Raw genomic sequence first — 21,791 nt, 5'->3', positions numbered from 1 at the left:
ATTTGAAAACTATTGGGTTACCTAATGAAAATACCTTGCCAATTTTGGTCAGAATTCCTTCAAGAAGGATCTTCCGAGGATTTAACAAAGAAAACAGGGTTAAAATTCACCAAGTATAATTCCTCTGTTGCTCGAGTGATTGCAGTGTATAACCACCGTGTAAAATCTTGGTCTACCTGATCTTCTTTTAAATAGCCTTGGTCCACAAAAACCGCTTTCCACTGCCCTCCTTGAGCTTTATGACATGTCAAAGCATAGGCAAATTTCACCTGAAGCGCATTCAAATAGGGATCTTTCCGTATCAATTCCATTCGCTCTACTTTGCTGGCTACATCAGCATAATCTTCCGAAACTTGCTGATAGAGCGTCCTGTATTGGTCTCTAATCAAAGATGGGCTAGGAGAATAAAGCGTATCCAAGAGTACTTTCGCCTCAAAGTGGGGTTCATCTGGGTAATCCAAAAGGCGAAGCTCCAAAGTGGCAAAGCGGAAACCATACAATTCTTCAAATGATCGGATTTTCATCACTTCTGCCATGTCTCCATTGGCCAAGAAGTTTACCCGATCTGATTCCGCCATGTAGGTATAATTATTCTTTACAATCATCAACAAGTCTCCTGAGCTGATCTCATCTTCGAAAAAATGAATGACTTTTCGGATGTAGAGATTGTATTGTACCGCTGCTTTATTTGATCTTGTAACGATGGTTGTATTTTCTGTTCCAAATTTATCATAGGCATACCGCAAACCATCTTCCAGCCTTTCCCCTGTCATTTTAAAAGTATCCTTGAAAGTATTTGTGGTGATTTGAATGACTGGAGGCTCTTTTTTTAGCTGATCTCGGAGGTTTGTCGCATTGAAAAGTATTCCTGATTCCAATCGCTGCCTCATCACTTCAGTAAGTTCGATTTGAGATGCTTTTAGTCGAAAATGCCTCAGCAAATACCCAGATTCCAAGGCTGGACTGTAGTCGCTTCCCACAGGAGGCAACTGTGCCGTATCACCAACCAAAATCAATCTATTACCCGAACCCTGAAAGGTAAATCGAACCAAATCTCCCAATAATGTACCTGACATGCCGCCATCATCCGCAAGCATGGAAGATTCATCGACAATGAATACGGTGTCTTTGTAGTAGTTTTTTTGAAGGATAAAGCCCATTCCAAGACTTCCATCTTCTCCTTTTGGCTTATAGATAATCTTATGAATCGTGTAGGCAGCTCTCTTACTGTAATTCCCCATGACCTTGGCCGCTCGACCCGTAGGAGCCAAAAGCAAGGATCGCATATTCAAGCGAGGCAAGGTTTTCACCAAAGCGGAAATAACGGAAGTCTTACCTGTACCAGCATAGCCTCTCAAGACGAACGTGGGCTTTGATTCAGATTCCATTAAAAGAAAATTATCCATTTTTCTAAAAAAATCCATTTGCCCTCCTGTTGGAGGAAAAGGGAAATTTTTGATCAATAAATCCGAAGGCTTCGGCAAGTGCTGATTATCTTTAGCCATAGAAGCGAATGTAAATGGCAAAAGACGAAATCAGCAAGGAAATAGAATCAAAATTTGGAAATCATTTAAGAATCCGGGTTAATGGGATCTTAATTGAGGACAATAAACTTTTGATGGTCAAACATCTGATGGGTAATGGAAGGATTTTATGGTCTGTTCCGGGCGGTGGGATGGTTTTCGGTCAAAATGCTGAAGAAAATCTAATTCGGGAATTCCGGGAAGAAACGGGATTGGATGTTAAAGTTTCCAAATATTTATTCGTTCATGAGTTTTTAGAGCCTCCATTACACGCTTTAGAGCATTTTTTTAGTTTAAAATCCACCGGAGGTAGTTTAAAACTCGGAGAAGATCCCGAACTTAGTAAACAATTCCAGTTATTGAATGAAATAGCGTGGATGAGTATAGAAGATATCCGTTCACTGCCTCAGGACTCCCTTCATCAAATCTTTTGGCGAATAAATTCACTTGAGGACCTAGGTTTGTGGAAAGGATATTTTAATTTTGGAAATATTTCCATAAAATAGCACGTTTTAAAAACCTTCAACCTTACCTTGATTTAAAATTTAATCAAAATGAATCTAACGAAAGTATTATCCTTTGTCTTCCTTCTAGCAGCTCTAGGTCTTGGTTACCTACTTTGGAAAGGTGTAGATGATGTAGTAGAAACTGAGAAAAGAATTGCTTTGACAGAAGCTGCAATTATCGAAAAACTTCAGATGCTACGTGATGCTGAACTAGCTTACCAAGCTGCAAACGGAAAATATGCAGACAACTGGGACAGCTTAAAGCAATTCATCAAGGAAGGAAAAATCTGGCTTGTACAGAGAACTGAATCAACCAAATTGTTGGAATATGGTAAAGAAGAAACTACTGTTACTTTTGATACTCTAGGTTCTGTAAACGTGATGGATTCTCTATTCAATGATAGAAAATACCCTAACTTCAATCTAGAAGCTTTGGCAGTAGTGCCAGGTTCTGGTGGAAAGCAGTTTGAATTCTTTGCTGACAAAATCGAAAGAAACAGCTATGAAATCGCTGTCTTCGAGATCAGAGACCCTGCTCCAATCAACCCTGAAAGAAGATTAAACAATAACGAGAAAGCTCTTAAAGTGGGTTCCAGAACTGACGCTTCTACGGAAGGTAACTGGAAATAATCCCAAAGGATTTTGGAAAACACTCTCAAAGTATATAAAAGTGATAAGTTTGATGTGGAGGACACAACAAGCTTATCACTTTTTTTATATCCCAATTCGATGGCAATTTTTGCCAAAGACAAGAATCAAGCAAACATTGGGATTCATTATTACACTTCCATCGAATGGAGCGAATTGGATAAAATGGTTGTCTCCGATCCTTTGTTGAGATTGGATGTACCTACCAAGATTTATCTTCACCAACCTCTATTCAGTTTGGTACCTGGAGTACTATTTTACCCTGGAAAGGAAGAAACTTATCTTTCTTTTGCAGGAAAATTGGACAGCGACAATTTCTATTTTGCTACCCCTTTGGATAGCAATAACATCCAGCTGGTTTCCTACATTTCTAGTAAACTGAAAAAATCACTCGAGGCTAGGTTCTCCGAGCTGACTTTTCACCATGGAGGCACCTCCTTCCTATCCTACCTTTTCAAAGAACGATTCAATTTAATCGGTCAGGAAATCTTAATCTGCATCTTAGACAATTACATCTATATCGCTGCTTTTACAGATCAAGAGCTAAGTGTCTTCAATATTTTTGAAATCAACGATAGAGAAGATATTCTCAAGTATGTTTCCATTTTAATTGCCCAATTGAAATTTGACAAGAATCATGTCCGGGTCAATGTATTTGGAGTTTCTGAAAATCAGCAAATAACTGAAGAATGGGGCAAAAAATATTTCCATCATTTCAGGATTATGACGCCGCATTCTAATCAAAATTACTCCCATGGTTTCAAGCATTTGAAGTCTGGAGGTCTTTTTGAAGCCTACTGGCAATTTGATTAAGCATGAAAAAGATAGCCATATTTCCAGGGTCATTTGATCCATTTACCATGGGACACCATGACATTGTCATTAGAAGTTTGAAGCTTTTTGATGAGGTCATCATTGGAATTGGCTATAATTCTACCAAACAAAATCGCTACTTCGATATTGATTTGATGGTATCGAAGATCAAGGAAGTATACAAGGGAATGGATTCAGTCAAAGTGATTGTCTACAATGAACTAACTTCGACTTTAGCGAAAAAACACAATGCAGGATTTTTAGTCAGAGGGCTAAGGAACACCACGGATTTCGAGTACGAAAACACGATCAGTCAAATGAATCGCTACTTGAATGATGAACTCGAAACAGTATTTTTGATTACTTCTCCTCAGTTTGCAGCAATCAGCTCTACAGTAATCCGTGAAGTTCACCGATATGGTGGTGAAGTTCAGGAATTTTTACCTTACAAAATCTGAGGTTTTGGGTGGTTTTTGATAAACTGCTTGAATAAGAACCTCATGGATGGATAGGAATTGACCAAAGCAATTTTGGCATCAGCCTCATAAAACCATCTAATATCATCAATCCCCTCTTCTTTCTGTGGAGCCATGTTCTTATCGTCCAGACACTCCATTTCATACCAATAAGTTTTCTTCAGAATGCTTTTCCGATTTTGGGTATAGGTATGCCAGGTGTTGTAAAGATGTCTCTTCGTTCTGACTTTAATAGCGCATTCCTCCTCCACTTCACGTAGCGCACATTGCTCCGGAGTTTCTCCTTTATCAAATTTACCTTTCGGAAAATCCCATTTTCCCAATCTAAAAATCAAGAGAACTTTTTGCTTTTTATTTGTCACCACGCCTCCTGCGGCTTTGATGATATTGAAACGGCTTTTTACAAACTGCTTCAAAGCAGATTTGTCTTTAGTGACTAAAGTAATGGAATCTAGATCCTTTAATTTCCTCGTCCTGAGAATATATAATAACCTGATAATCAAATCATGAGAAGGCTCATGAAACAAAATATCATCTTGCCAGGTAATCTGTGCGGGTAATTCTTCAGATTGATGGTAAATCGACTCGTAACTTTTTTTGGAATCTAACTCTTCGTAAGAAAGCAAGTCCAATGGCTTGTCGTTTACAAAAATTCTCATGGTGGGTCTGAGTAAGATATCGTATGATTCGGTCAAAAATGCATAAAAAAAACAGCAGCAGCAACCTTCCAGAAAGTTAATCACTTATTTTTGTCACATGGAAATATTAGACCAAAGCGTAGCAGCAGAAGTAGCTGATAAATTACTTGAAATCCAAGCTATTAGACTTCAACCAGAAAATCCTTTCACTTGGGCTTCAGGATGGAAGTCTCCTATTTATTGCGACAATAGACTTTCTCTTTCCTTTCCTCCTGTTAGGAATCTGATCAAAAATCAACTGGTAAAAAGTGTAATGCATTATTTCCCAAATGCTGAGGCTATTGCCGGTGTGGCAACTGCAGGTATTCCTCAGGGAGCTTTGATCGCAAATGATCTCGAAATTCCTTTTATCTATGTCAGATCCAAACCAAAGGGACATGGCATGGAAAATATGATTGAAGGAAAAGTTGTACCAGGGCAAAAGGTTGTAGTAGTTGAAGATTTGGTATCGACTGGTGGTAGCTCTCTGAAAGCAGTAGAAGATCTAAAAAATGCTGGATTTGAAGTTTTGGGAATGGTAGCCATTTTCACCTATGGCTTTGATGTTGCTGCTGAAAACTTTAAAAAGGCAGGAGTAAAATTGATTTGCTTGAGCCATTACGAAGCGCTTTTGCCTAGAGCTATAGAAAAAAAGTATGTTACAGATGAGACTCTAAAATCTCTTTCTTCTTGGCGAAAAGATCCGGGAAGCTGGAAACCTTGAAATTAGAAAAGCTGGTAAAACCAGCTTTTTTACTTTTGGAACAATCCGATGGATCCGCCAACCCAATCCTTGTCCTTATTAAACTTTACTCCTATCATTTCTCCCCTACTTAAACGGGACAAGTTGCCAACAATGGTAGGTCTAGCATCACCTTCAGGCCAAAGGGCCAATATTCTAACTTCTACTTTTACTTGACCGTTTGGCGATTTGATCACGGGAGCATAATGCACTTTCTTTTGAAGAATAAACAAATCTTTTTCCTTCACTTCTGCGATATCCTCCTTAGTCACATGGAATTTAACACCGCTTCCGGAAAAGGAAAACAAAGGTTTTAAAACATAATTTTCCAAGTCTTCTGGAATCTCAGATATTTCACTTAAAAGTTTGCTCTCAATAAAATAAGGGCCTTCCAGATAAGGCAAAATAAATTTTGAAATCCGGGTATACCAATTTGGGTGCCCTGCCCACTCCACATTTAAATCATCCTGAAAACTAAAATTTAATTTCAGATCAGGTCGCATATCCAATTCATCAAAAATTACTCGGTTGTAGATTCGTTTGATTTGAATTTTCTTACCGGAATCATCCTTGTAAAAAAGTTTATTGTCTTCCTTTTCCACATCCGTCACGCAGACAATGGGAATACCCAAGTCATGCTGACAGTAATGAAAATCAATTTTTGTATTCTGTTTTGCAGGTTCAATTTCTAAAAGAACCACCTCTTCGGGACTATGCCTACCTTGGATTACTTTTCTCAAAAGCACTAAATAGGCTACATCGTCTATTCCATCCAAATAAGGACTGGAATTCTCTAAAAGAGGATAATGCTTCCTGAATTTCTTGAAGAGATTAAATTGGAAATTAAAGACGGAAGGAAAACCTTGAACTTCAATCAGCTTGGGAATGATTTGTCCATCCTCCTCACAAATCCCAAAATCAATGGCCAGAAATTGGGTATGCTCATCCTCATTTGGCACTGAGGTATTCAAATCTATAGCCCGCTGGGTGATTTCTTTGAAATCAGGCCTCATCACAAATTCAATTACCGAATCGCAAGCTTCAAGAATTTTATCTTTAAGCTCATCAGGAATAAAAAAAGGCGTTTCTGCAATTCTAAACGTAGGTGCAAAGCCAAAATCACTAGCTATATCCTTCAAGAACTCCTCGTACTTTTCTGCTGAAAAGCTCGCATTAAAATCGTCTCGAAGGTCAGAAATCATAATTTATAGGATAAGGGAAGGTGTTTTTGCCGACTTGATCTTACGAATTGATTGCTCCAAAAAGTTAGGAATCAAAGTCTCATTTGTCTTATAGATCTTATTTTCATCAACCAGATGCTCAAGCATGGCTCTAAACTTTGTCTTCCCCTTAGAGGCGATGATTTTATCCCGAACTTCCTGCTTTTTCAAATGTGCCAGAAAACTTACTGGATCTGCTTCAGGGTGAAATTGGGTTCCGATAATCTCATCGGAAAAACGAATTGCCATAATCGCGCGCTCGTATTCAACATGAGTTCGAATTTTTTCCAACGCAATAATTTTAGCTCCCAATAAATTGAATTTCTTCTGGTTAGGCTGCAAGACTTGGTAATCTCTGGAATCAACTGCCCAAAATGGATTATCTAATCCCAAAAACAAGGGATCATTCATACCTTCTGCTGTCTTGTGAATAGACATCACACCAAAAGAAGTTGACTTTCTTTTGCTCAATTGACCAAGCCCAAAATGGCGACAAGCCATTTGGAAAGAATGGCAAATCAATAGAATGTGTTTTTTGTGTGAGTGATTTTGATTCCAAATCCAGATTTGATCCAATAGATCAAAGTACTTCAAATCCCAGTTTCCATTTCCTTCCAGCGGATCTCCAGGGCCTCCAGTGGAAATATATAAATCGTAATCATGGATTTCAGGGATTTCTGCCTTACCCCTCACATCGTATACTCTATAGGTAATCTGATCCGAAAATCTGGATACTATATCTTTGATGCAGCGCATGCCTTGGTTGGCCTCGCCATCATACATATCCAAAATCGCCAGATTGATCTTTTTCTTACGCACGGTTCTCTTTCTTTGTATTTGATGCAAAGTTAATCAATGGGTACGAATCCCTTGCGTAAACTTATCGGTAATAAAATCCACGACTTTAATCAGATCTTTAGTTTCTTCAAAAACTGCCAACTGTTGGTCTGCTCCTGTTCCTTTCTTGAGGATTTCATGTACATAGTTGATTTCATCTCGGCTTTCCAATTCATCAACCACATCATCTATAAAATCTAATAATTCGTGAATCAACTCTCGGGTAGGGACTTCGGTCTTTTTGCCGAAATCGATCAATTGCCCGTCTATTCCATTTCTTGCGGCCCTAAATTTATTCTCTCTGATTAAAGCGATCCGATAAATATTGAAGCTTGTATTACTTGTCAAGAGTTTATAAAGCTTAGCAACTACAGCTTGGATCAACGCGGTGATACAAATTGTTTCGTCCACTGTGAGGCACATGTCACAAATCCGAAACTCAATAGTGCTAAAGAATGGGTGCATCCTCAAATCCCACCAGATTTTTTTAGGATTATCGATACAGTTCGTTTTGACTAAAATCTCAAGAAAGTTGTCGTAAGACTGTACTGAATCAAAATATTCTGGTAATCCGGTTCTTGGAAATTTCGCAAAAACCTTTGCCCTAAAAGCCTTAAAACCAGTATTTCTACCTTCCCAAAAAGGTGAGTTGGTAGACAAAGCATAAATGTGAGGCAAGAAATAACAAGCCTGATTCATCAATTGCAAAGCAATATCCCGATTATCAATCCCCACATGAACGTGGAGCCCGAAAATCAAATTTGATCTTGCGATGTCTTTCAATTCGTTTACAATCTCATGATAGCGGGTATCATCAGTAATTTCTTGATCCTGCCATTTAGAAAATGGGTGTGTCCCTGCAGCACCGACGATTAAATCCTGTTTTTGCGCCAGTTCGAAAATTTTACCTCTTAAAAAAGAAACTTCTCTTCTAGCTTGAGAGATATTTTCACAGACATTCGTACCTACTTCCACCACAGATTGATGCATCTCAGCTTTCACCTGTTCCCTCAAATGGATTTTTCCCCCTTCCACAATCTTGGACATGTGTGATCTAAGATCCCTTGTTTTTGGATCTATGATCTGATATTCCTCTTCAACACCCAAGGTGAATTTGGGCAACCTTTTTACTCCCTCTTTCATGAAATCCCTTTTAAGTGTTAAAAACGTTTGGCGGTGGAAGCTGCATCCCGGATAAATGTTCCCCAGGTCAAATTCATTTTCCCAGGCTTTTGAGCTTTAGCATAACTGATCGCCATTTTTGCGGCCTCTTCTACTACCCAGTCAAAATTTGCTTGCCCAACAGAATTAATGTCGGCATCGGGAGCCGGGTTCCCAAAATCAATAGCGTAAGGAATTCCATCTCTTACAGCAAATTCCACCGTGTTGAAATCATAGCCAAGTCCTTTGCAAAGCTTGATAGTATAATCTTTTACTGTAGCCAAAAGCTTTTTAGAAGCCGGAGCCTTATCTACCACATACCTTAAATGATGGGGATTTCTTGGTTCGTATTCCATGATTCGAACAGCTTTACCTCCCAAACAATACACTCTGAAATATTCATCAAAAACAATTTCTTCTTGAAGCAACATTACCAATTGACCAGTTTCAGGATGTTTTTGAAAAAACTCTTCTTTGTTCTCTAGTCGATAAACATTTTTCCAACCTCCGCCAGCATATGGTTTCATGTATGCCGGGAAACCGATGTATTCAAACATCCCATTCCAATCCAAAGGAGCAGCAAGATTTCTGAAAGATTTGCTGGTTGTATCTGTCGGATGTTGAGAAGAAGGTAAAAGCACTGTTTTAGGAAGTGGCACTCCCAACTGATCTGCTAATGCATTATTGAAAAACTTATCATCTGCACTCCACCAAAACGGATTATTGATAACTGCAGTACCCGTCAGTGCGGCATTTTTGAGATAAGCTCTGTAAAAAGGGACGTCCTGCGAAATCCTATCTATGATGACAGCATATTCTGACAAATGATTTTGAATCACCTTGTCAATTTTCACCGCCTCAGCCATAATTCCTTTTTCAGCCTTTTGATTTACTCGATCAATAAATGCCTGTGGAAAGGTATCCTCCATTCCGAAAAGTATTCCGATTTTTTTCATGCTATTAATATAAAAAGGTGATTAGTAGATTTTTGCTTTGTTAATCAAATTTGATCCTGGATAAATAATGAGGAAACATCTCCTTCCAGACTCCCCAGTCATGTTCTCGATTTTGCCTCACATCAAACCAATGATTCAAGCCTTTCGATTTGAGTGCCTCATGCATCTTAAGGTTAGCATCGAAGCAGATATCCCAATTTGAAGTCCCCAAAACAATATCCATATTCCATAATTCATGGTCATTCAGAGCTCCTAAGAACTCTAATGGGCTATTGTAATAGATATCATCGTGGACGTATCCATCCATAAAGTTGCGGATATTGAAGGCTCCAGACATACTAAACATATGACTGACATAACCTGGATGCCGAAAGGCAAAATTTGCAGCATGATATCCTCCGAAACTACAGCCAGCAGTCACAACTTTGCCTACTCTGGTATTTAGCCTGATTCTCTCCACTAATTCATGGCAGATCATCTTGTCGTAAGCCACATGATTTTGAATGCGCTGATGCGGGTGGAGCTGCTTATTGTAAAAACTTTGCTTGTCGTTGCTTTCAGGGCAATAAATCTGAATCAAACCCTGCTCTATATACCATCGAGCTGATTCTATCAAGCCCATGTCACGGTTTTCATGAAAAGAACCCATAGAGGTTGGAAAAACGACCACCGGATATCCTGCGTGACCAAAGACCAGCATCTCGACATCTCGCTGGAGATAATTTGAAAACCACTTAAAATACTCTTCTTTCATCGAATTTGACTTTGAATACCTGATTGTTAAGAGGTTTCCTCTTCAAATCAAATACTAGTCAAAAATCCTCAAAAACAAAAACTTAATTAGGATGATCATGCCTAATAATTTTTCATTTCAGGCTTTAAGCTTTTGGTATGCTCGAGTTTTTCTCTTTTGTAGAATTTAGTTATGCCCCAAAGCAAAAGGAGAATTAAAAAGGAGACAGAAACCCATTTGAATGTGGTAAAAACAGATGCGAAAATTGCTAAATCTTCGTGGCGCTCGGGGAAGTTTTCGAGCAATTGAGAAATCAGGATATTTTCCAAAGCATCAAAAAGTACGATAAACAAAGGAACAAAGACCACTTTCTTATTTCTCCATAATTTGAATAACAAGCCAGTGGCTAAAAGGCCGTAAACGACCATATAAGGAAAATCCAATGCCCAAATTCCAAATTGGTACATATTCAATTCCGATTTTGATAAACTTCCTATTGCCTGATAAGCTTGGTCTACAGAATATGCAAATTTTAGGTCGAGTGCATATTCAGCGGAAATAAAATGCTTTAATAAAAAATTGAATCCGAAGAATAGTACAGTAAGACTGATTAATATCGGTCTCCTCTCGAGAGAAGAAAAAATTGTCTTTGAAACCATAAAAAATGAATTTAAAAACTAAAAATACTAAAAATCTTAATTCTAGACCAAGATACTTTTATAATAATTATAAAAAAACTGGCTTTTATTATAAAATCCTATTTTGAAAACCAAGTTGCATACATTGGATAATTCCTTGCTGTTCGATCAATTACTTCCTGCATTCCCTCACCTGTATCTTTGACTTTTTTCGCAGGCATTCCTGCATAAATTGAATTTTCCTCAACAACCGTCCCTGCCAGAACTACTGCCCCAGCTGCGATTACAGCTCCAGAATGCACCACCGCACCATCCATTACAATTGCGCCCATTCCGATCAACACCCGATCATGAATTGTACATCCATGCACGACAGCGTTATGGGCAATCGAAACTTTATTGCCAATTATAGTGGGGTGTTTTTGATACGTACAGTGGATAACTGCCCCATCTTGTATGTTTGTGTCATCACCTATTCGGATTTGGTGTACATCTCCTCGAATTACTGCATTGAACCATACAGTACAATTTTTACCCATTTCTACATCCCCAACCACAGTTGCATTAGGTGCAAGCCAACAATTATCACCGAATATTGGCTCTTTTGAGTTTACTGGAATAATTAATGCCATAAGCTGAAATCGTTATTCAAATCAAATCTAAGCATTCCTTAGTAGGAACTTTATTTATCCTAAATGAAACTTTTAGAAAAATTTTGAGTTACATGTATATACATTTAAATTCGCAAAATATTTCAACCCTTATCAAACTAACCAAAATGAGAACTATTAAACTATCAGGATTATTCATTGCCGCTGCAATGATCGCTTTCTCCTGTAACAAACCAACCGAAACGGTTGAGACTACAGAAGCACAGGAAGTAGCAGCAGCAGAAGGTAAAACATTAGAAATTGTACCAACTGAAACAACTATCGCTTGGAGAGGCTATAAGCCAGCAGGACAGCATTTCGGTAAAATTCCAGCTGTAGAAGGCACATTGGCTGTTCAAGGTGAAGAAATCACAGGAGGAAAATTCACTTTTGACATTACAGGTCTAAAGATCGAAGATATGCAGGAAACAGATGAGAGCTACGGTAAACTTTGGGGTCACTTGCAATCTCCAGATTTCTTTGACGCAGCTAACTATCCTCAAGCTACTTTCGAAATCACTGATGTAGAACCATTTTCAGCAGGTGATGTAATTGAAGACAAAGAGCAATTCGTAACTGATAACACTCCAAAGGCAGCTTCAGAAATCACTCCAGAGAATCCAACGCATTGGATCAGCGGTAACTTGACTATGAGAGGAACTACAAAAAATATCAAGTTCCCAGCGGCTGTTTCAATTGAAAACGGTGCTGTTGTAGCGAAAGCTGGTTTCAATATTGACAGAACAGCTTGGGGTCTAGCATATGGCGACGAAGCTACTGCAGTAGACAAAGCAAAAGATAAGTTTATCTACAATACAGTTTCTCTTGAACTGGACGTGAAAGCGGTAGACTAATCAGTATTAAAAAATATTTTAAAGAGGAATTCAGCCGAATTCCTCTTTTTTTTGTGCTCTGATGAAGCGATTCCCTTATCAATATTCTCCTGGATTTAAGTTTTGGAAGCAAAAATTAATGTATTGGGCAAATTCCAATTTCGATTTTTTTGCCTACTTGGATGGAAACGCATCCCCCTACCCTTCAGAACCTTTTCAAAATTTATTTTTCGCAGGATCCCAAGAATTGAGTGAAAGTGAAATCTGGAATGAATCCCGGAAACAATTTAAAGTAGGGATAATTGGTTATGATTATAAAAACCAGCTTGAAAAGCTGAAAAGTGAAAACCCTTCTTATTTAGGTCTTCCCGAACTTTGCTTTTTCACACCTAGTATCTGTTTTCAATTTGAAAAGGATCAAGTAAACAGTAAATACAAGCTCAGCGAAGGGTTTTGGAAGGAAATTGAAACAGTAGAATTACCTAATAGCAATACCTCCTGCGATGTAATCTCACATTTGAATAAAATGGAATACATCGAAAAAGTCCATGCAATCCAAGAGCAAATCCGTGAAGGAGAAACGTATGAATTAAATTTCTGTCAGACCTTCGAAGGCACTTTTGAAAATTGGGATCCAATTTCTTCTTTCTTTCAATTACAGGAAGTGTCTCCCATGCCATTCTCTGTCCTTTTTAAAGCAGGTTCAAAATGGCTTGTTTCAGCTTCACCTGAGCGATTTTTAAAAAAAGTCGGAACAAAAATCATTGCACAGCCTATCAAAGGAACCATTAGAAGAGGAAAGAATGAGATTGAGGATCAGGAAAACAAACAAGCACTTTTAGAAAGTGAAAAAGAGAGAGCTGAAAATCTGATGATCACTGATTTGACCAGAAATGATCTCTCCAAAATCTCAAAAACTGGTTCGGTTCAAGTTCAAGAGCTTTTTGGCATTTATGAGCTACCCAGAGTTTTCCAGATGATCTCAACTGTACAATCTACCTTGAAGCCAGACATTTCATTTAAGGAGATCATAGACGCCACTTTCCCAATGGGAAGTATGACCGGAGCACCAAAGATCCGAACCATGGAATTAATAGATGAACTGGAATCCTTCAAAAGAAATTGGTTTTCAGGAGCATTTGGGTGGATAGATGAAAAAGGAGATTTTGACTTTTCTGTTATTATTCGAAGCATCCTCGCTGACCTAGCCACAAAAAAACTATATTTTGGAGTTGGAAGTGCCATTACTTCAGATGCTGAGGCAGCTCTGGAATACGAAGAATGTCTGTTAAAAGCTCAGGTACTTTTGGAAGTACTCCATGGAAAACCCAGAAAATAACCCTGTCCGAAAAATCATCCATGTGGATATGGATGCATTTTATGCATCTGTGGAGCAAATGGATCATCCGGAATGGAGAGGAAAACCACTGGTAGTCGGAGGAAATGAATCCCGTGGTGTGGTCGCGGCAGCCAGCTATGAAGCAAGAAAGTATGGAATATTTTCAGCGATGGCTTCTAGCATCGCTGCCAGAAAATGTCCTCAGCTAATTTTTGCTAAACCCCGCTTTGATCGATACAAAGAAATCTCTTATCAGATTCGGGAGATCTTTTTTGAATACACGGATTTGGTGGAACCACTATCCCTTGATGAGGCATTTTTAGATGTAACAGAAAACAAAAAAGGTCTGAAATCAGCCATTTTAATTGCCCGACAAATCCGTGAGAAAATAAAAATCAAAACGGGACTCAATGCATCGGCTGGGGTGAGTTACAATAAATTCTTAGCCAAAATCGCGTCTGACCTAAACAAACCCAATGGTCAAGCAGTGATTCTACCTGAAGAAGCTGAGGAGTTTCTTGAGAAGCTGGCAATCGGGAAATTCTTTGGGATTGGAAAGGTAACAGCTGAGAAAATGCAGAAAATCGGCATTCATAACGGGGCGGATTTAAAGCAGTTTTCTTTGCAATTTCTTACCAAGAAATTCGGAAAATCAGGCCTACACTATTTCAATATAGTACGTGGAATCCACCTCTCGGAAGTGCAACCGCATCGTTTGAGGAAGTCTCTAAGTGCTGAGAATACTTTTGAAAAGGACCTAGTGCTTTTAGAGGAAATGGAACAGTCCTTAAACTCAATCTACGAGGAACTAATTCGGAGATTGGAAAAAACTGGAGTAAAAGGCAGAACCGTAACTTTAAAAATAAAATATGCTGATTTCACCCAACAGACCAGAAGTAAAACCCTGGAGCAATACGTTGAAACCAATCATATCTGGGACTTGGCAAAAGAGCTTTTGAACCAAGAAGAAATCCCAAAACCAGTTCGCCTTTTGGGTCTTGGCCTTTCAAACTTGAATATCACAGAGGAGGTACAGCATTTTGGAGAACAATTGAAGATCCCTTTCGAGCTTTAATAGGATTTAGAAAATTTTTAGACAAAAAAGCCCAATTCCCTCAGCTCTAAAACTGAATCATCCGTATGCTTGAAATAAATCAGACAATCAAACTGCCATTTTGTCTGCATTTTATTAATTTCGCATCCCGAAAGAAATTCTATTCATGGATAATTTGATTAAAGACATAGATATCATCTCTGCTGAGGAAGCTCAGGCATGTGATTTCAAAACAACTGCCGATGAAAACACCGGCAAAACCAAAAAGCTTTACATAGAAAGCTATGGTTGCGCAATGAATTTTTCCGATTCTGAAATTGTCGCTTCCATTATGAAAGAAAATGGTTTTGATACAACTTCGGATTTCAACCAAGCAGATGTAATATTTTTAAATACTTGTTCGATTCGAGAAAAAGCCGAACAAACAGTAAGAAAGCGCCTTTCTGATTTCAATAGAGCCAAAAAAAGTCGCCCAGACATGACTATTGGAGTCTTGGGTTGTATGGCTGAAAGATTGAAAGACAAGCTTCTTGAAGAAGAGAAAATAGTTGACGTTGTAGTTGGTCCAGATGCTTACAGGGACTTACCAAATTTGGTTTCTGCAGCAGAAGATGGCAATAAAGGGGTGAATACTTTTCTTTCCAGAGAAGAAACCTATGCGGACATTGCGCCTGTAAGATTGAATTCCAATGGAGTCACTGCGTTCATTTCCATCATGCGTGGATGTGACAATATGTGTTCATTCTGTGTGGTTCCATTCACTCGAGGAAGAGAAAGAAGCCGTGATCCACATTCCATCGTGGCAGAAGCTCAGGATCTGTTTGACAAAGGCTACAAAGAAGTGACACTCTTAGGCCAAAATGTGGATAGCTACAAATGGTCTCCAGAAGAAAACAATAAAGCAAGACTGGAGAAAAAAGAAGGTGCAGTCAGTACTGTTGTCAATTTTGCCAATCTATTGGAAATGGTGGCTCAAGTAAGTCCTTTGCTTCGTATCAGATTCTCGACTTCCCATCCAAAAGACATCACAGACGAGGTACTTTACACCATGAAAAAGTACGACAACATCTGTAAATACATTCACTTGCCTGTGCAAAGCGGAAATAGTCGTGTTTTGGAACTGATGAACAGAACTTATGATCGGGAATGGTATCTGGATCGAGTTCGGGCAATCAGAGATATCCTTGGCGATGAATGTGGAATTTCCTCTGATATGATTACTGGTTTTTGTACAGAAACAGAGGAAGAGCATCAGGATACCTTATCTATTATGGACATTGTGCAGTATGATTTTTCATACATGTTCTTCTACTCAGAGCGTCCAGGAACTTTGGCTGCCAAAAAATTTGAGGATGATATTCCGCTAGAAATAAAGAAAAGAAGGCTTGCAGAGGTAATTACCAAGCAAAGTGAACTTTCTCATGCAAGAAACAAAATGGATCTTGGCAAAGAGCAGTTGATTCTAGTAGAGGGTATTTCTAAAAAATCTGACCAGGAATACAGAGGAAGAAACTCAGCCAATAAAGTGGTCATCATCCCGGCAGGAGATTATAAAATTGGCGATTACGTACTCGTGAAAATCATTGATTGTACTCCTGCGACTTTATTCGGAGAAATCATCACTGTAAACCCAGCTATTGGATGATAACAGAAGCGGAAATACAAAGTGTCAAACAACGATTTGGGATAATCGGAAATAGTCCGCTTTTGAATCATGCGATTCAGGTGGCAATGCAGGCATCTCCAACAGATATGACTGTATTGATCACAGGTGAAAGTGGAAGTGGGAAGGAAAGCTTTTCAAAGATCATCCATTCACTTAGCCTTCGCAAGCATGGGAAATTCATTGCAATCAACTGCGGTGCGATACCTGAAGGAACCATTGATTCAGAGCTTTTTGGACATGAAAAAGGTTCATTTACCGGCGCTCATGAAGCTAGAAAAGGATATTTTGAAGTAACTGACGGAGGATCTATTTTCTTGGATGAAATCGGCGAAATGCCACTTGGAACTCAAGCCCGACTTTTAAGGGTCTTGGAAAATGGAGAATTTATCAAGGTTGGTTCTTCCAAAGTGCAAAAAACGAATGTTCGCGTCATCACAGCGACTAACGTCAAGCTTTTAAAAGCAGTAGAAAAAGGAAAATTCCGGGAAGATCTTTACTATCGTTTGAATACGGTGCCTATTTATGTGCCGCCGCTGAGGGAACGAGGTGAAGATGTGGTTTTACTTTTCAGAAAATTTACTTCTGATTTTTCTGAGAAATATCATGTGAAACCGATCTCTTTAGACTTAGACGCACAGCGTTTGCTTATGCGCTATCCTTTTCCAGGAAATATCCGCCAGTTAAAAAATCTAGCCGAGCAAATCTCTCTTTTGGAAGAATCCAGAGACGTGAATGCCGAAACCTTGTCAAGATATTTGCCAACTGACAATTCCAGGCTTCCTATGGCGTTAAATAATCCAAGTGCTGGATCAGAATCTACGGACTTTTCGGAAAGAGATATCCTTTACAAAGTCCTTTTTGATATGAAAAAAGACATGAACGAGTTGAAAAAACTCGTGCTGGAATCATATCAAAGCGGTGGTCTAAACCAAAGCATCATCCAAAAACATCAAGGGTTATTTGAAGACATGGACAGCGGAATCGCGGCTAAAGAACCAAGTGAAAGCAGTCCAAATTATTCCGTTCCGTTGGTGATTGCTCCTCAAAAGGGCAATTCAATTGAAGAAGATGACTACGAAGACAATGTCATTGAAGATATTTACCATGAGGAAGATGATAATTCGCTTTCTTTGGAGAGAAAAGAAAAGGAAATGATTCTGAAGGCTTTGCGCAAACATAATAACAAGAGAAAATATGCAGCGAGCGATTTGGGAATCTCCGAACGAACTTTGTACAGGAAGATCAAACAATATGAAATCGATCAATAAGTTGAGAGGATTACTTGCTGTTGGAATATTCTTACTGTTTCAGGGCTGTTCGGTAAAATACAGTTTCACAGGCACCAATATTAATTATGACTTGGTTCAGACCTTTACGGTAGAAAATTTCTTCAATGATTCAGGGGGTGGCCCTGCCAACATGGAGCAGCTATTTACTGAATCCCTCAAGGAATATTACCAAAGAAACACGCAATTAGAGCTGGTTCGATCAAATGGAGATCTTCAGTTTGCAGGAGCAATCAACGGATATAGGTTGACCCCTCAATCTGCTGTTTCCAGTTCTGACCCGAATCTCCCTGACCGTGCCGGTCAGATGCGACTGACCATTTCTGTAGAAGTGGAATACATCAATTTAGCCAATGAGGAAGAAAATCTCAGAAGGACTTTTTCGTTCTTTAAAGACTATGATTCCAGAACCACTACTCTTTTGGATGTAGAAAGCCAACTGGTAGAGGAAATCTTTCAAAATATTATCCAAGATATCTTCACTGCTACAGTAGCTAACTGGTAAAATCCCTATATTAAATCCCAAAATTCCCCAGCGTGAACGCAGCTCAGTTTATAGAAATTTTAAATAAGTCAGAAGCTCCTGAAAGAAGTGATTTATTGTCATTGAAGAAAATTCAGGAAAACTTCCCTTATTTCCAGATTCCACATGTACTTGCCGCGAGGTATGATTATCTGAAAAGTCCTTCAAAAGGATCCGACTCGTTGGGTTTTGCGGCTATCACCAGTCCTGATAGAATTTGGTTAAAGAATTTTATTCATAAGAAAACTGATACACCTTCCTCTAAATCTACACCTGAAACTGAAGATTTATTACCAGAAGAAACTGGAGGAAAAAAAGATCCAAATCTTAGAACTCAATCGCTGGTTAAATTAGGGAATGACTTAAAAGGAACGAAGGCTCCTGAAGTAACAGATTTGCCGGAAGAAGCTCCTAAACCAGTCCGAAAAAGAAGGAAACCGCCTAAAGATGACCTGATTGAGTCAATTAAACAGAAAGAGAAAAAGGAAATCCTTGACAGTAAAAAGAAAGAGCAGAATGATTTGATCAAAGCTTTTAGCAAAAAGTCCATCAAACTGGCTACAATCAAGGAAATAGAAGCAAATCAAAATACTGAAAACCTGGCAGCCAATAGCACTCAGATCAATGACAATTTGATTTCTGAATCATACGCCAAATTACTAGTGGCACAAGGCAAAAAGTCCATGGCAAAGGAAATTTATGAGAAATTGATATTGAAATTTCCGGATAAAAGGTCTTACTTTGCGGACTTGATTGAAAAACTGAAAGAATAATCCCATTTATATGTTTACTTTATTAATCACCGTTATCCTGATTTTAGCTGTATTGCTGATACTAGTTATTTTAGGTCAAAACTCTAAAGGTGGCGTTGGAGCAGCTTTTGGTGGTAGTGCATCTCAAATTATGGGTGTCACTAGAACTGGAAATGTTTTGGAAAAAGCTACTTGGGTATTGGCAGTTTCTATCTTAGTACTGTCTTTGGCATCTTCTGCATTTTATACAGAGGGCCAGTCAAACCAATTCTCATCTCCCAATATCGAAAATGCAAAACAGCAAGTTGTAGCACCTGCTTTTGGAAATGACGAAAGCTTATTGCCTACTGAAACTACTCCTGCGACTAGCGAAGACACTACCTCAGGTGGTGAATAATTAGAGTAATTCGAGAAAAAATTGAAAGTCTGCCTCAAAAGGGCAGACTTTTTTTGTTTAAATAAGTTCGATCTAGTATTTTCCTATCTAGTCACCAAAATCTGGTCTTTTGATTCGTTTTTGAGCTACCAGAACATTTTATCATCTCTCATAACCTTTCCAAATGAATACAAAACCTATTCGTCTAGAGGACTTGCATATCGAAAATTGGCCGAACTTAATCTTATGGGCAGCCCCGATCATGTTCCTACTCGTCTTTATTGAATGGGGCATCAGCGCCTATCAGAAAAAAGACGCTTATAATACCAAAGATTTTTTCGCAGCTTCCACCATTGGATTAGTCAATGTTGGGATCAGCGCATTAATCAAACTAGCCACTTTTGGATCGGCCTTGTTCTTCTATAATATTTCACCTTTTACCATTCCGGTAACTTGGTGGTCTTTTATCCTTTGTTTTGTAGCGATAGATTTTGCAAGATACTGGGCACATAGAATAGCTCATGAGCAGCGGTTTTGGTGGGCTACTCACATTACCCATCACAATTCATCCAAATACAACCTTTCTGTTTCCTTCAGATTAGGCTGGACCCAGCACATCAAAGTGATATTCTTTTTCCCTGTGATGTTTATGGGATTCAATCCATTTGTATTCTTTATCTGTCATCAAATTGCGGTTTTATATCAGTTTTGGATTCACACAGAATACATCACAAAACTGCCAAGACCAATAGAGTTTTTCTTTACCACACCATCACATCACCGCGTTCACCACGCCAGCGACGAGCATTACTTAGACAAAAATTACGGTTCCACATTTATTATTTGGGATAGAATGTTTGGCACATTTATGCCAGAAGGAGAAAGACCAACTTATGGGATCACAAAACCTGTCACTTCCTACAATCCGATCTACCTGGTTTTTCACGAGTGGGTTGATATTTTCAAAGACCTTCGAAAGGCCAAAGATTTCAAAGAAGGATGGAGAGTTCTTTTTGACAAGCCAGGAGCTGAGGTGATAGCCAACAGGGAAAAAGCTGAAAAAAGCATAACAGCTAACCCTTCTCCTGAAGTTGAGGAGAAGGTATTAGCCCTGGAAGTTCAGGAGAAATAATTTCAGCCTTTATCTGGTGAAACATGCTGAAGCAGCAACCTCTTGCTGATTGGTAGCAATGTTTCTTCCATTGGAAAATCATGCGGGCTATGCAATCTCCAAGTTGCAGGATTCGGCAATTCTTTAATTTCCCGGATCAATTGTAGTTTGATTTTCTCCAAGGTATTCACAAGAGATTTCTGAAAAATCCCAACTAGCCACATGCGTATGCTTCGGAACTTCTCCCCTGCCAATTGCAAGAAGCTGGATTGGTATCTGAAAGCATGGATATCAGCCTTGGACTCTTTGGAAACCAGAATAAACCCTTCTTGTGTATAAATTGGCATAATTCCTACCGGTTCAAATTTAACTTGGCTTTCAACATGCTGATAAATCTCTTTCCCTTTGTGGATTTGCTGAGAAAATAAAGGAAGGGCGTACTCTGTGATATTGGCAATTTCTTGCATCAAATCACTTTCATTTTCCCTGGGTTGATAATGGATTTTGGCATTTTGGAGATCAATAACTGAGATAGCCTTAGGAAAAAGGTTTTTCAACTCAGACTTTCCTTTTTTCAAATCATCCAAAAGCCGATGATGCTCAATCAGCTCTCCAAGTACCGGGTAGAGCTTTGTCGCATCAAATTGTTGGTCTGTCTCCTGTAAGTATGCCAGCAGCTGGTATTTCTTATACTCAAAATCAATCAAGCCTTCGGCAATCCAGTTTTTCGGTAATGTCTTCATAGGGATATAGGTTTACCAAAAAATACTAAAATCTGACATAAAAACTGACAGTTTTGGAAAAATTGACAGTTCTTTTTTTCCAATCTGTCGTATTGGTAGAGGCAGTCACCTGACATTTACAGCCGATTTGTCAGCCTTTTTTAAATATCTGCTAATGGCACAGGAAGTGCTAATAGCCATATGCATTTTAATCTAACATTTTAAACAAATACATAATATGTCAAACGTGAACATCAAACCTCTTGCAGATCGGGTTTTGGTACAGCCAGCTGCAGCTGAAGAGAAAACCGCATCCGGACTTTATATCCCGGACACTGCAAAAGAAAAGCCTCAGAAAGGCACCGTAGTAGCAGTGGGTAATGGTAAAAAAGATGAGCCCTTGACTGTTTCAGTAGGAGATACCGTATTGTACGGAAAATACTCTGGTACTGAACTGAATGTAGATGGCAAGGATTACCTCATCATGAGAGAATCTGATATTTTCGCTATCCTGTAAGTAATCACCAAAAACGTTAACCTAAAAAATCA

Annotated in this window: 25 protein-coding genes; 15 read left to right on the top strand and 10 right to left on the bottom strand. The window is 38.8% G+C overall.

Annotation, left to right across the window (positions count from 1 at the left end):
- Positions 1–59: 59 nt before the first annotated feature.
- Positions 60–1,505 carry an ATP-dependent DNA helicase gene (locus J0A69_RS10465; protein ID WP_206586501.1) on the bottom strand — a complete coding sequence of 482 codons (1,446 nt, stop codon included), beginning with the start codon at positions 1,503–1,505 and terminating at the stop codon, positions 60–62.
- 14 nt (positions 1,506–1,519) lie between these two features.
- On the opposite strand from J0A69_RS10465, the gene J0A69_RS10460 reads away from it, so the two are divergent.
- The 4 genes from J0A69_RS10460 to coaD are packed head-to-tail and all read left to right on the top strand — an operon-like array spanning position 1,520 to position 3,948.
- On the top strand, positions 1,520–2,029 hold the full coding sequence (locus J0A69_RS10460; RefSeq protein ID WP_206586500.1) for an NUDIX domain-containing protein: 510 nt from the start codon (positions 1,520–1,522) through the stop codon (positions 2,027–2,029).
- Between the two features lie 48 nt (positions 2,030–2,077).
- Positions 2,078–2,659: a hypothetical protein gene (locus J0A69_RS10455; protein ID WP_206586499.1), complete on the top strand. Its 582-nt coding sequence runs from the start codon at positions 2,078–2,080 to the stop codon at positions 2,657–2,659.
- A 12-nt stretch (positions 2,660–2,671) separates the two neighbouring features.
- A complete protein-coding gene (locus J0A69_RS10450) occupies positions 2,672–3,490 on the top strand; it encodes a DUF3822 family protein (protein ID WP_206586498.1) in 819 nt (272 codons plus the stop codon).
- A 2-nt stretch (positions 3,491–3,492) separates the two neighbouring features.
- A complete protein-coding gene (gene coaD / locus J0A69_RS10445; protein ID WP_206586497.1) occupies positions 3,493–3,948 on the top strand; it encodes a pantetheine-phosphate adenylyltransferase in 456 nt (151 codons plus the stop codon).
- Here coaD and J0A69_RS10440 read toward each other — a convergent pair.
- The gene (locus tag J0A69_RS10440) at positions 3,936–4,625 is read right to left on the bottom strand and encodes an NUDIX hydrolase (protein WP_206586496.1); all 690 of its coding nucleotides are present in this window, start codon (positions 4,623–4,625) and stop codon (positions 3,936–3,938) included. The two genes, coaD and J0A69_RS10440, sit on opposite strands and share 13 nt — an antisense overlap.
- Positions 4,626–4,722: 97 nt before the next feature.
- Between J0A69_RS10440 and pyrE the strand changes: the two genes are divergently transcribed.
- Complete coding sequence (gene pyrE, locus J0A69_RS10435) at positions 4,723–5,367, top strand: orotate phosphoribosyltransferase (RefSeq protein ID WP_206586495.1); 645 nt, start codon at positions 4,723–4,725, stop codon at positions 5,365–5,367.
- Between the two features lie 29 nt (positions 5,368–5,396).
- Here the strand turns inward: pyrE and J0A69_RS10430 are convergent, their stop codons facing one another.
- The 7 genes from J0A69_RS10430 to J0A69_RS10400 all read right to left on the bottom strand — a co-directional run bounded on the left by J0A69_RS10430 (position 5,397) and on the right by J0A69_RS10400 (position 11,562).
- Positions 5,397–6,587 (bottom strand): hypothetical protein, encoded by a 1,191-nt coding sequence (locus J0A69_RS10430; RefSeq protein WP_206586494.1) that lies wholly within the window; start codon positions 6,585–6,587, stop codon positions 5,397–5,399.
- Between the two features lie 3 nt (positions 6,588–6,590).
- The gene (locus tag J0A69_RS10425; RefSeq protein ID WP_449500905.1) at positions 6,591–7,424 is read right to left on the bottom strand and encodes a type 1 glutamine amidotransferase; all 834 of its coding nucleotides are present in this window, start codon (positions 7,422–7,424) and stop codon (positions 6,591–6,593) included.
- Positions 7,425–7,457: 33 nt separating this feature from the next.
- Positions 7,458–8,585: a carboxylate-amine ligase gene (locus tag J0A69_RS10420; protein WP_206586493.1), complete on the bottom strand. Its 1,128-nt coding sequence runs from the start codon at positions 8,583–8,585 to the stop codon at positions 7,458–7,460.
- Between the two features lie 17 nt (positions 8,586–8,602).
- Positions 8,603–9,559: an ATP-grasp domain-containing protein gene (locus J0A69_RS10415; protein ID WP_206586492.1), complete on the bottom strand. Its 957-nt coding sequence runs from the start codon at positions 9,557–9,559 to the stop codon at positions 8,603–8,605.
- A gap of 40 nt (positions 9,560–9,599) precedes the next feature.
- A complete protein-coding gene (locus J0A69_RS10410; RefSeq protein WP_206586491.1) occupies positions 9,600–10,313 on the bottom strand; it encodes an alpha/beta hydrolase-fold protein in 714 nt (237 codons plus the stop codon).
- A gap of 101 nt (positions 10,314–10,414) precedes the next feature.
- On the bottom strand, positions 10,415–10,951 hold the full coding sequence (locus J0A69_RS10405; RefSeq protein ID WP_206586490.1) for a hypothetical protein: 537 nt from the start codon (positions 10,949–10,951) through the stop codon (positions 10,415–10,417).
- A gap of 98 nt (positions 10,952–11,049) precedes the next feature.
- On the bottom strand, positions 11,050–11,562 hold the full coding sequence (locus J0A69_RS10400; RefSeq protein ID WP_206586489.1) for a gamma carbonic anhydrase family protein: 513 nt from the start codon (positions 11,560–11,562) through the stop codon (positions 11,050–11,052).
- Positions 11,563–11,708: 146 nt separating this feature from the next.
- Between J0A69_RS10400 and J0A69_RS10395 the strand changes: the two genes are divergently transcribed.
- From J0A69_RS10395 to J0A69_RS10355, 9 genes are all read left to right on the top strand, one after another.
- On the top strand, positions 11,709–12,434 hold the full coding sequence (locus tag J0A69_RS10395; protein WP_206586488.1) for a YceI family protein: 726 nt from the start codon (positions 11,709–11,711) through the stop codon (positions 12,432–12,434).
- Between the two features lie 118 nt (positions 12,435–12,552).
- Entirely contained in the window at positions 12,553–13,752 is a 1,200-nt protein-coding gene (locus J0A69_RS10390) for an anthranilate synthase component I family protein (protein ID WP_236032792.1), read from the top strand.
- Positions 13,733–14,827 (top strand): DNA polymerase IV, encoded by a 1,095-nt coding sequence (gene dinB, locus J0A69_RS10385; protein WP_206586486.1) that lies wholly within the window; start codon positions 13,733–13,735, stop codon positions 14,825–14,827. Before J0A69_RS10390 ends, dinB begins: the two co-directional genes overlap by 20 nt.
- A gap of 145 nt (positions 14,828–14,972) precedes the next feature.
- Positions 14,973–16,451: a tRNA (N6-isopentenyl adenosine(37)-C2)-methylthiotransferase MiaB gene (miaB, locus tag J0A69_RS10380; protein ID WP_206586485.1), complete on the top strand. Its 1,479-nt coding sequence runs from the start codon at positions 14,973–14,975 to the stop codon at positions 16,449–16,451.
- On the top strand, positions 16,448–17,740 hold the full coding sequence (locus tag J0A69_RS10375) for a sigma-54 interaction domain-containing protein (protein ID WP_206586484.1): 1,293 nt from the start codon (positions 16,448–16,450) through the stop codon (positions 17,738–17,740). Before miaB ends, J0A69_RS10375 begins: the two co-directional genes overlap by 4 nt.
- A complete protein-coding gene (gene lptE, locus J0A69_RS10370) occupies positions 17,724–18,263 on the top strand; it encodes an LPS assembly lipoprotein LptE (RefSeq protein ID WP_206586483.1) in 540 nt (179 codons plus the stop codon). The genes J0A69_RS10375 and lptE overlap by 17 nt, the downstream gene beginning before the upstream one ends.
- Positions 18,264–18,295: 32 nt before the next feature.
- Positions 18,296–19,054 (top strand): hypothetical protein, encoded by a 759-nt coding sequence (locus J0A69_RS10365; RefSeq protein ID WP_206586482.1) that lies wholly within the window; start codon positions 18,296–18,298, stop codon positions 19,052–19,054.
- A gap of 10 nt (positions 19,055–19,064) precedes the next feature.
- Positions 19,065–19,430 carry a preprotein translocase subunit SecG gene (gene secG / locus J0A69_RS10360; protein WP_206586481.1) on the top strand — a complete coding sequence of 122 codons (366 nt, stop codon included), beginning with the start codon at positions 19,065–19,067 and terminating at the stop codon, positions 19,428–19,430.
- A 163-nt stretch (positions 19,431–19,593) separates the two neighbouring features.
- Positions 19,594–20,541, top strand: a complete 948-nt coding sequence (locus tag J0A69_RS10355) for a sterol desaturase family protein (RefSeq protein WP_206586480.1) — start codon at positions 19,594–19,596, stop codon at positions 20,539–20,541.
- 2 nt (positions 20,542–20,543) lie between these two features.
- Here J0A69_RS10355 and J0A69_RS10350 read toward each other — a convergent pair whose 3' ends face one another.
- Entirely contained in the window at positions 20,544–21,263 is a 720-nt protein-coding gene (locus J0A69_RS10350) for a hypothetical protein (RefSeq protein WP_206586479.1), read from the bottom strand.
- Positions 21,264–21,480: 217 nt separating this feature from the next.
- Here J0A69_RS10350 and J0A69_RS10345 point away from each other — a divergent pair, with 217 nt between their 5' ends.
- Positions 21,481–21,759 (top strand): co-chaperone GroES, encoded by a 279-nt coding sequence (locus J0A69_RS10345; protein WP_184493485.1) that lies wholly within the window; start codon positions 21,481–21,483, stop codon positions 21,757–21,759.
- Positions 21,760–21,791: the final 32 nt, after the last annotated feature.

Origin of the sequence: Algoriphagus pacificus (assembly GCF_017254845.1) — a bacterium.
GTDB classification, from domain to species: Bacteria; Bacteroidota; Bacteroidia; order Cytophagales; family Cyclobacteriaceae; genus Algoriphagus; species Algoriphagus pacificus.
Note: the sequence above shows the minus strand (reverse complement) of the source record. Positions and strands in the feature narration are given on the sequence as shown.

Coding starts and splice junctions, on each gene's coding strand:
- J0A69_RS10465 (WP_206586501.1), bottom strand. CDS start 1,505: ATGGCTAAAGATAATCAGCACTTGCCGAAGCCTTCGGATTTATTGATC.
- J0A69_RS10460 (WP_206586500.1), top strand. CDS start 1,520: ATGGCAAAAGACGAAATCAGCAAGGAAATAGAATCAAAATTTGGAAAT.
- J0A69_RS10455 (WP_206586499.1), top strand. CDS start 2,078: ATGAATCTAACGAAAGTATTATCCTTTGTCTTCCTTCTAGCAGCTCTA.
- coaD (WP_206586497.1), top strand. CDS start 3,493: ATGAAAAAGATAGCCATATTTCCAGGGTCATTTGATCCATTTACCATG.
- J0A69_RS10440 (WP_206586496.1), bottom strand. CDS start 4,625: ATGAGAATTTTTGTAAACGACAAGCCATTGGACTTGCTTTCTTACGAA.
- pyrE (WP_206586495.1), top strand. CDS start 4,723: ATGGAAATATTAGACCAAAGCGTAGCAGCAGAAGTAGCTGATAAATTA.
- J0A69_RS10430 (WP_206586494.1), bottom strand. CDS start 6,587: ATGATTTCTGACCTTCGAGACGATTTTAATGCGAGCTTTTCAGCAGAA.
- J0A69_RS10420 (WP_206586493.1), bottom strand. CDS start 8,585: ATGAAAGAGGGAGTAAAAAGGTTGCCCAAATTCACCTTGGGTGTTGAA.
- J0A69_RS10415 (WP_206586492.1), bottom strand. CDS start 9,559: ATGAAAAAAATCGGAATACTTTTCGGAATGGAGGATACCTTTCCACAG.
- J0A69_RS10410 (WP_206586491.1), bottom strand. CDS start 10,313: ATGAAAGAAGAGTATTTTAAGTGGTTTTCAAATTATCTCCAGCGAGAT.
- J0A69_RS10405 (WP_206586490.1), bottom strand. CDS start 10,951: ATGGTTTCAAAGACAATTTTTTCTTCTCTCGAGAGGAGACCGATATTA.
- J0A69_RS10400 (WP_206586489.1), bottom strand. CDS start 11,562: ATGGCATTAATTATTCCAGTAAACTCAAAAGAGCCAATATTCGGTGAT.
- J0A69_RS10395 (WP_206586488.1), top strand. CDS start 11,709: ATGAGAACTATTAAACTATCAGGATTATTCATTGCCGCTGCAATGATC.
- J0A69_RS10390 (WP_236032792.1), top strand. CDS start 12,553: ATGTATTGGGCAAATTCCAATTTCGATTTTTTTGCCTACTTGGATGGA.
- dinB (WP_206586486.1), top strand. CDS start 13,733: ATGGAAAACCCAGAAAATAACCCTGTCCGAAAAATCATCCATGTGGAT.
- miaB (WP_206586485.1), top strand. CDS start 14,973: ATGGATAATTTGATTAAAGACATAGATATCATCTCTGCTGAGGAAGCT.
- J0A69_RS10375 (WP_206586484.1), top strand. CDS start 16,448: ATGATAACAGAAGCGGAAATACAAAGTGTCAAACAACGATTTGGGATA.
- lptE (WP_206586483.1), top strand. CDS start 17,724: ATGAAATCGATCAATAAGTTGAGAGGATTACTTGCTGTTGGAATATTC.
- secG (WP_206586481.1), top strand. CDS start 19,065: ATGTTTACTTTATTAATCACCGTTATCCTGATTTTAGCTGTATTGCTG.
- J0A69_RS10355 (WP_206586480.1), top strand. CDS start 19,594: ATGAATACAAAACCTATTCGTCTAGAGGACTTGCATATCGAAAATTGG.
- J0A69_RS10350 (WP_206586479.1), bottom strand. CDS start 21,263: ATGAAGACATTACCGAAAAACTGGATTGCCGAAGGCTTGATTGATTTT.
- J0A69_RS10345 (WP_184493485.1), top strand. CDS start 21,481: ATGTCAAACGTGAACATCAAACCTCTTGCAGATCGGGTTTTGGTACAG.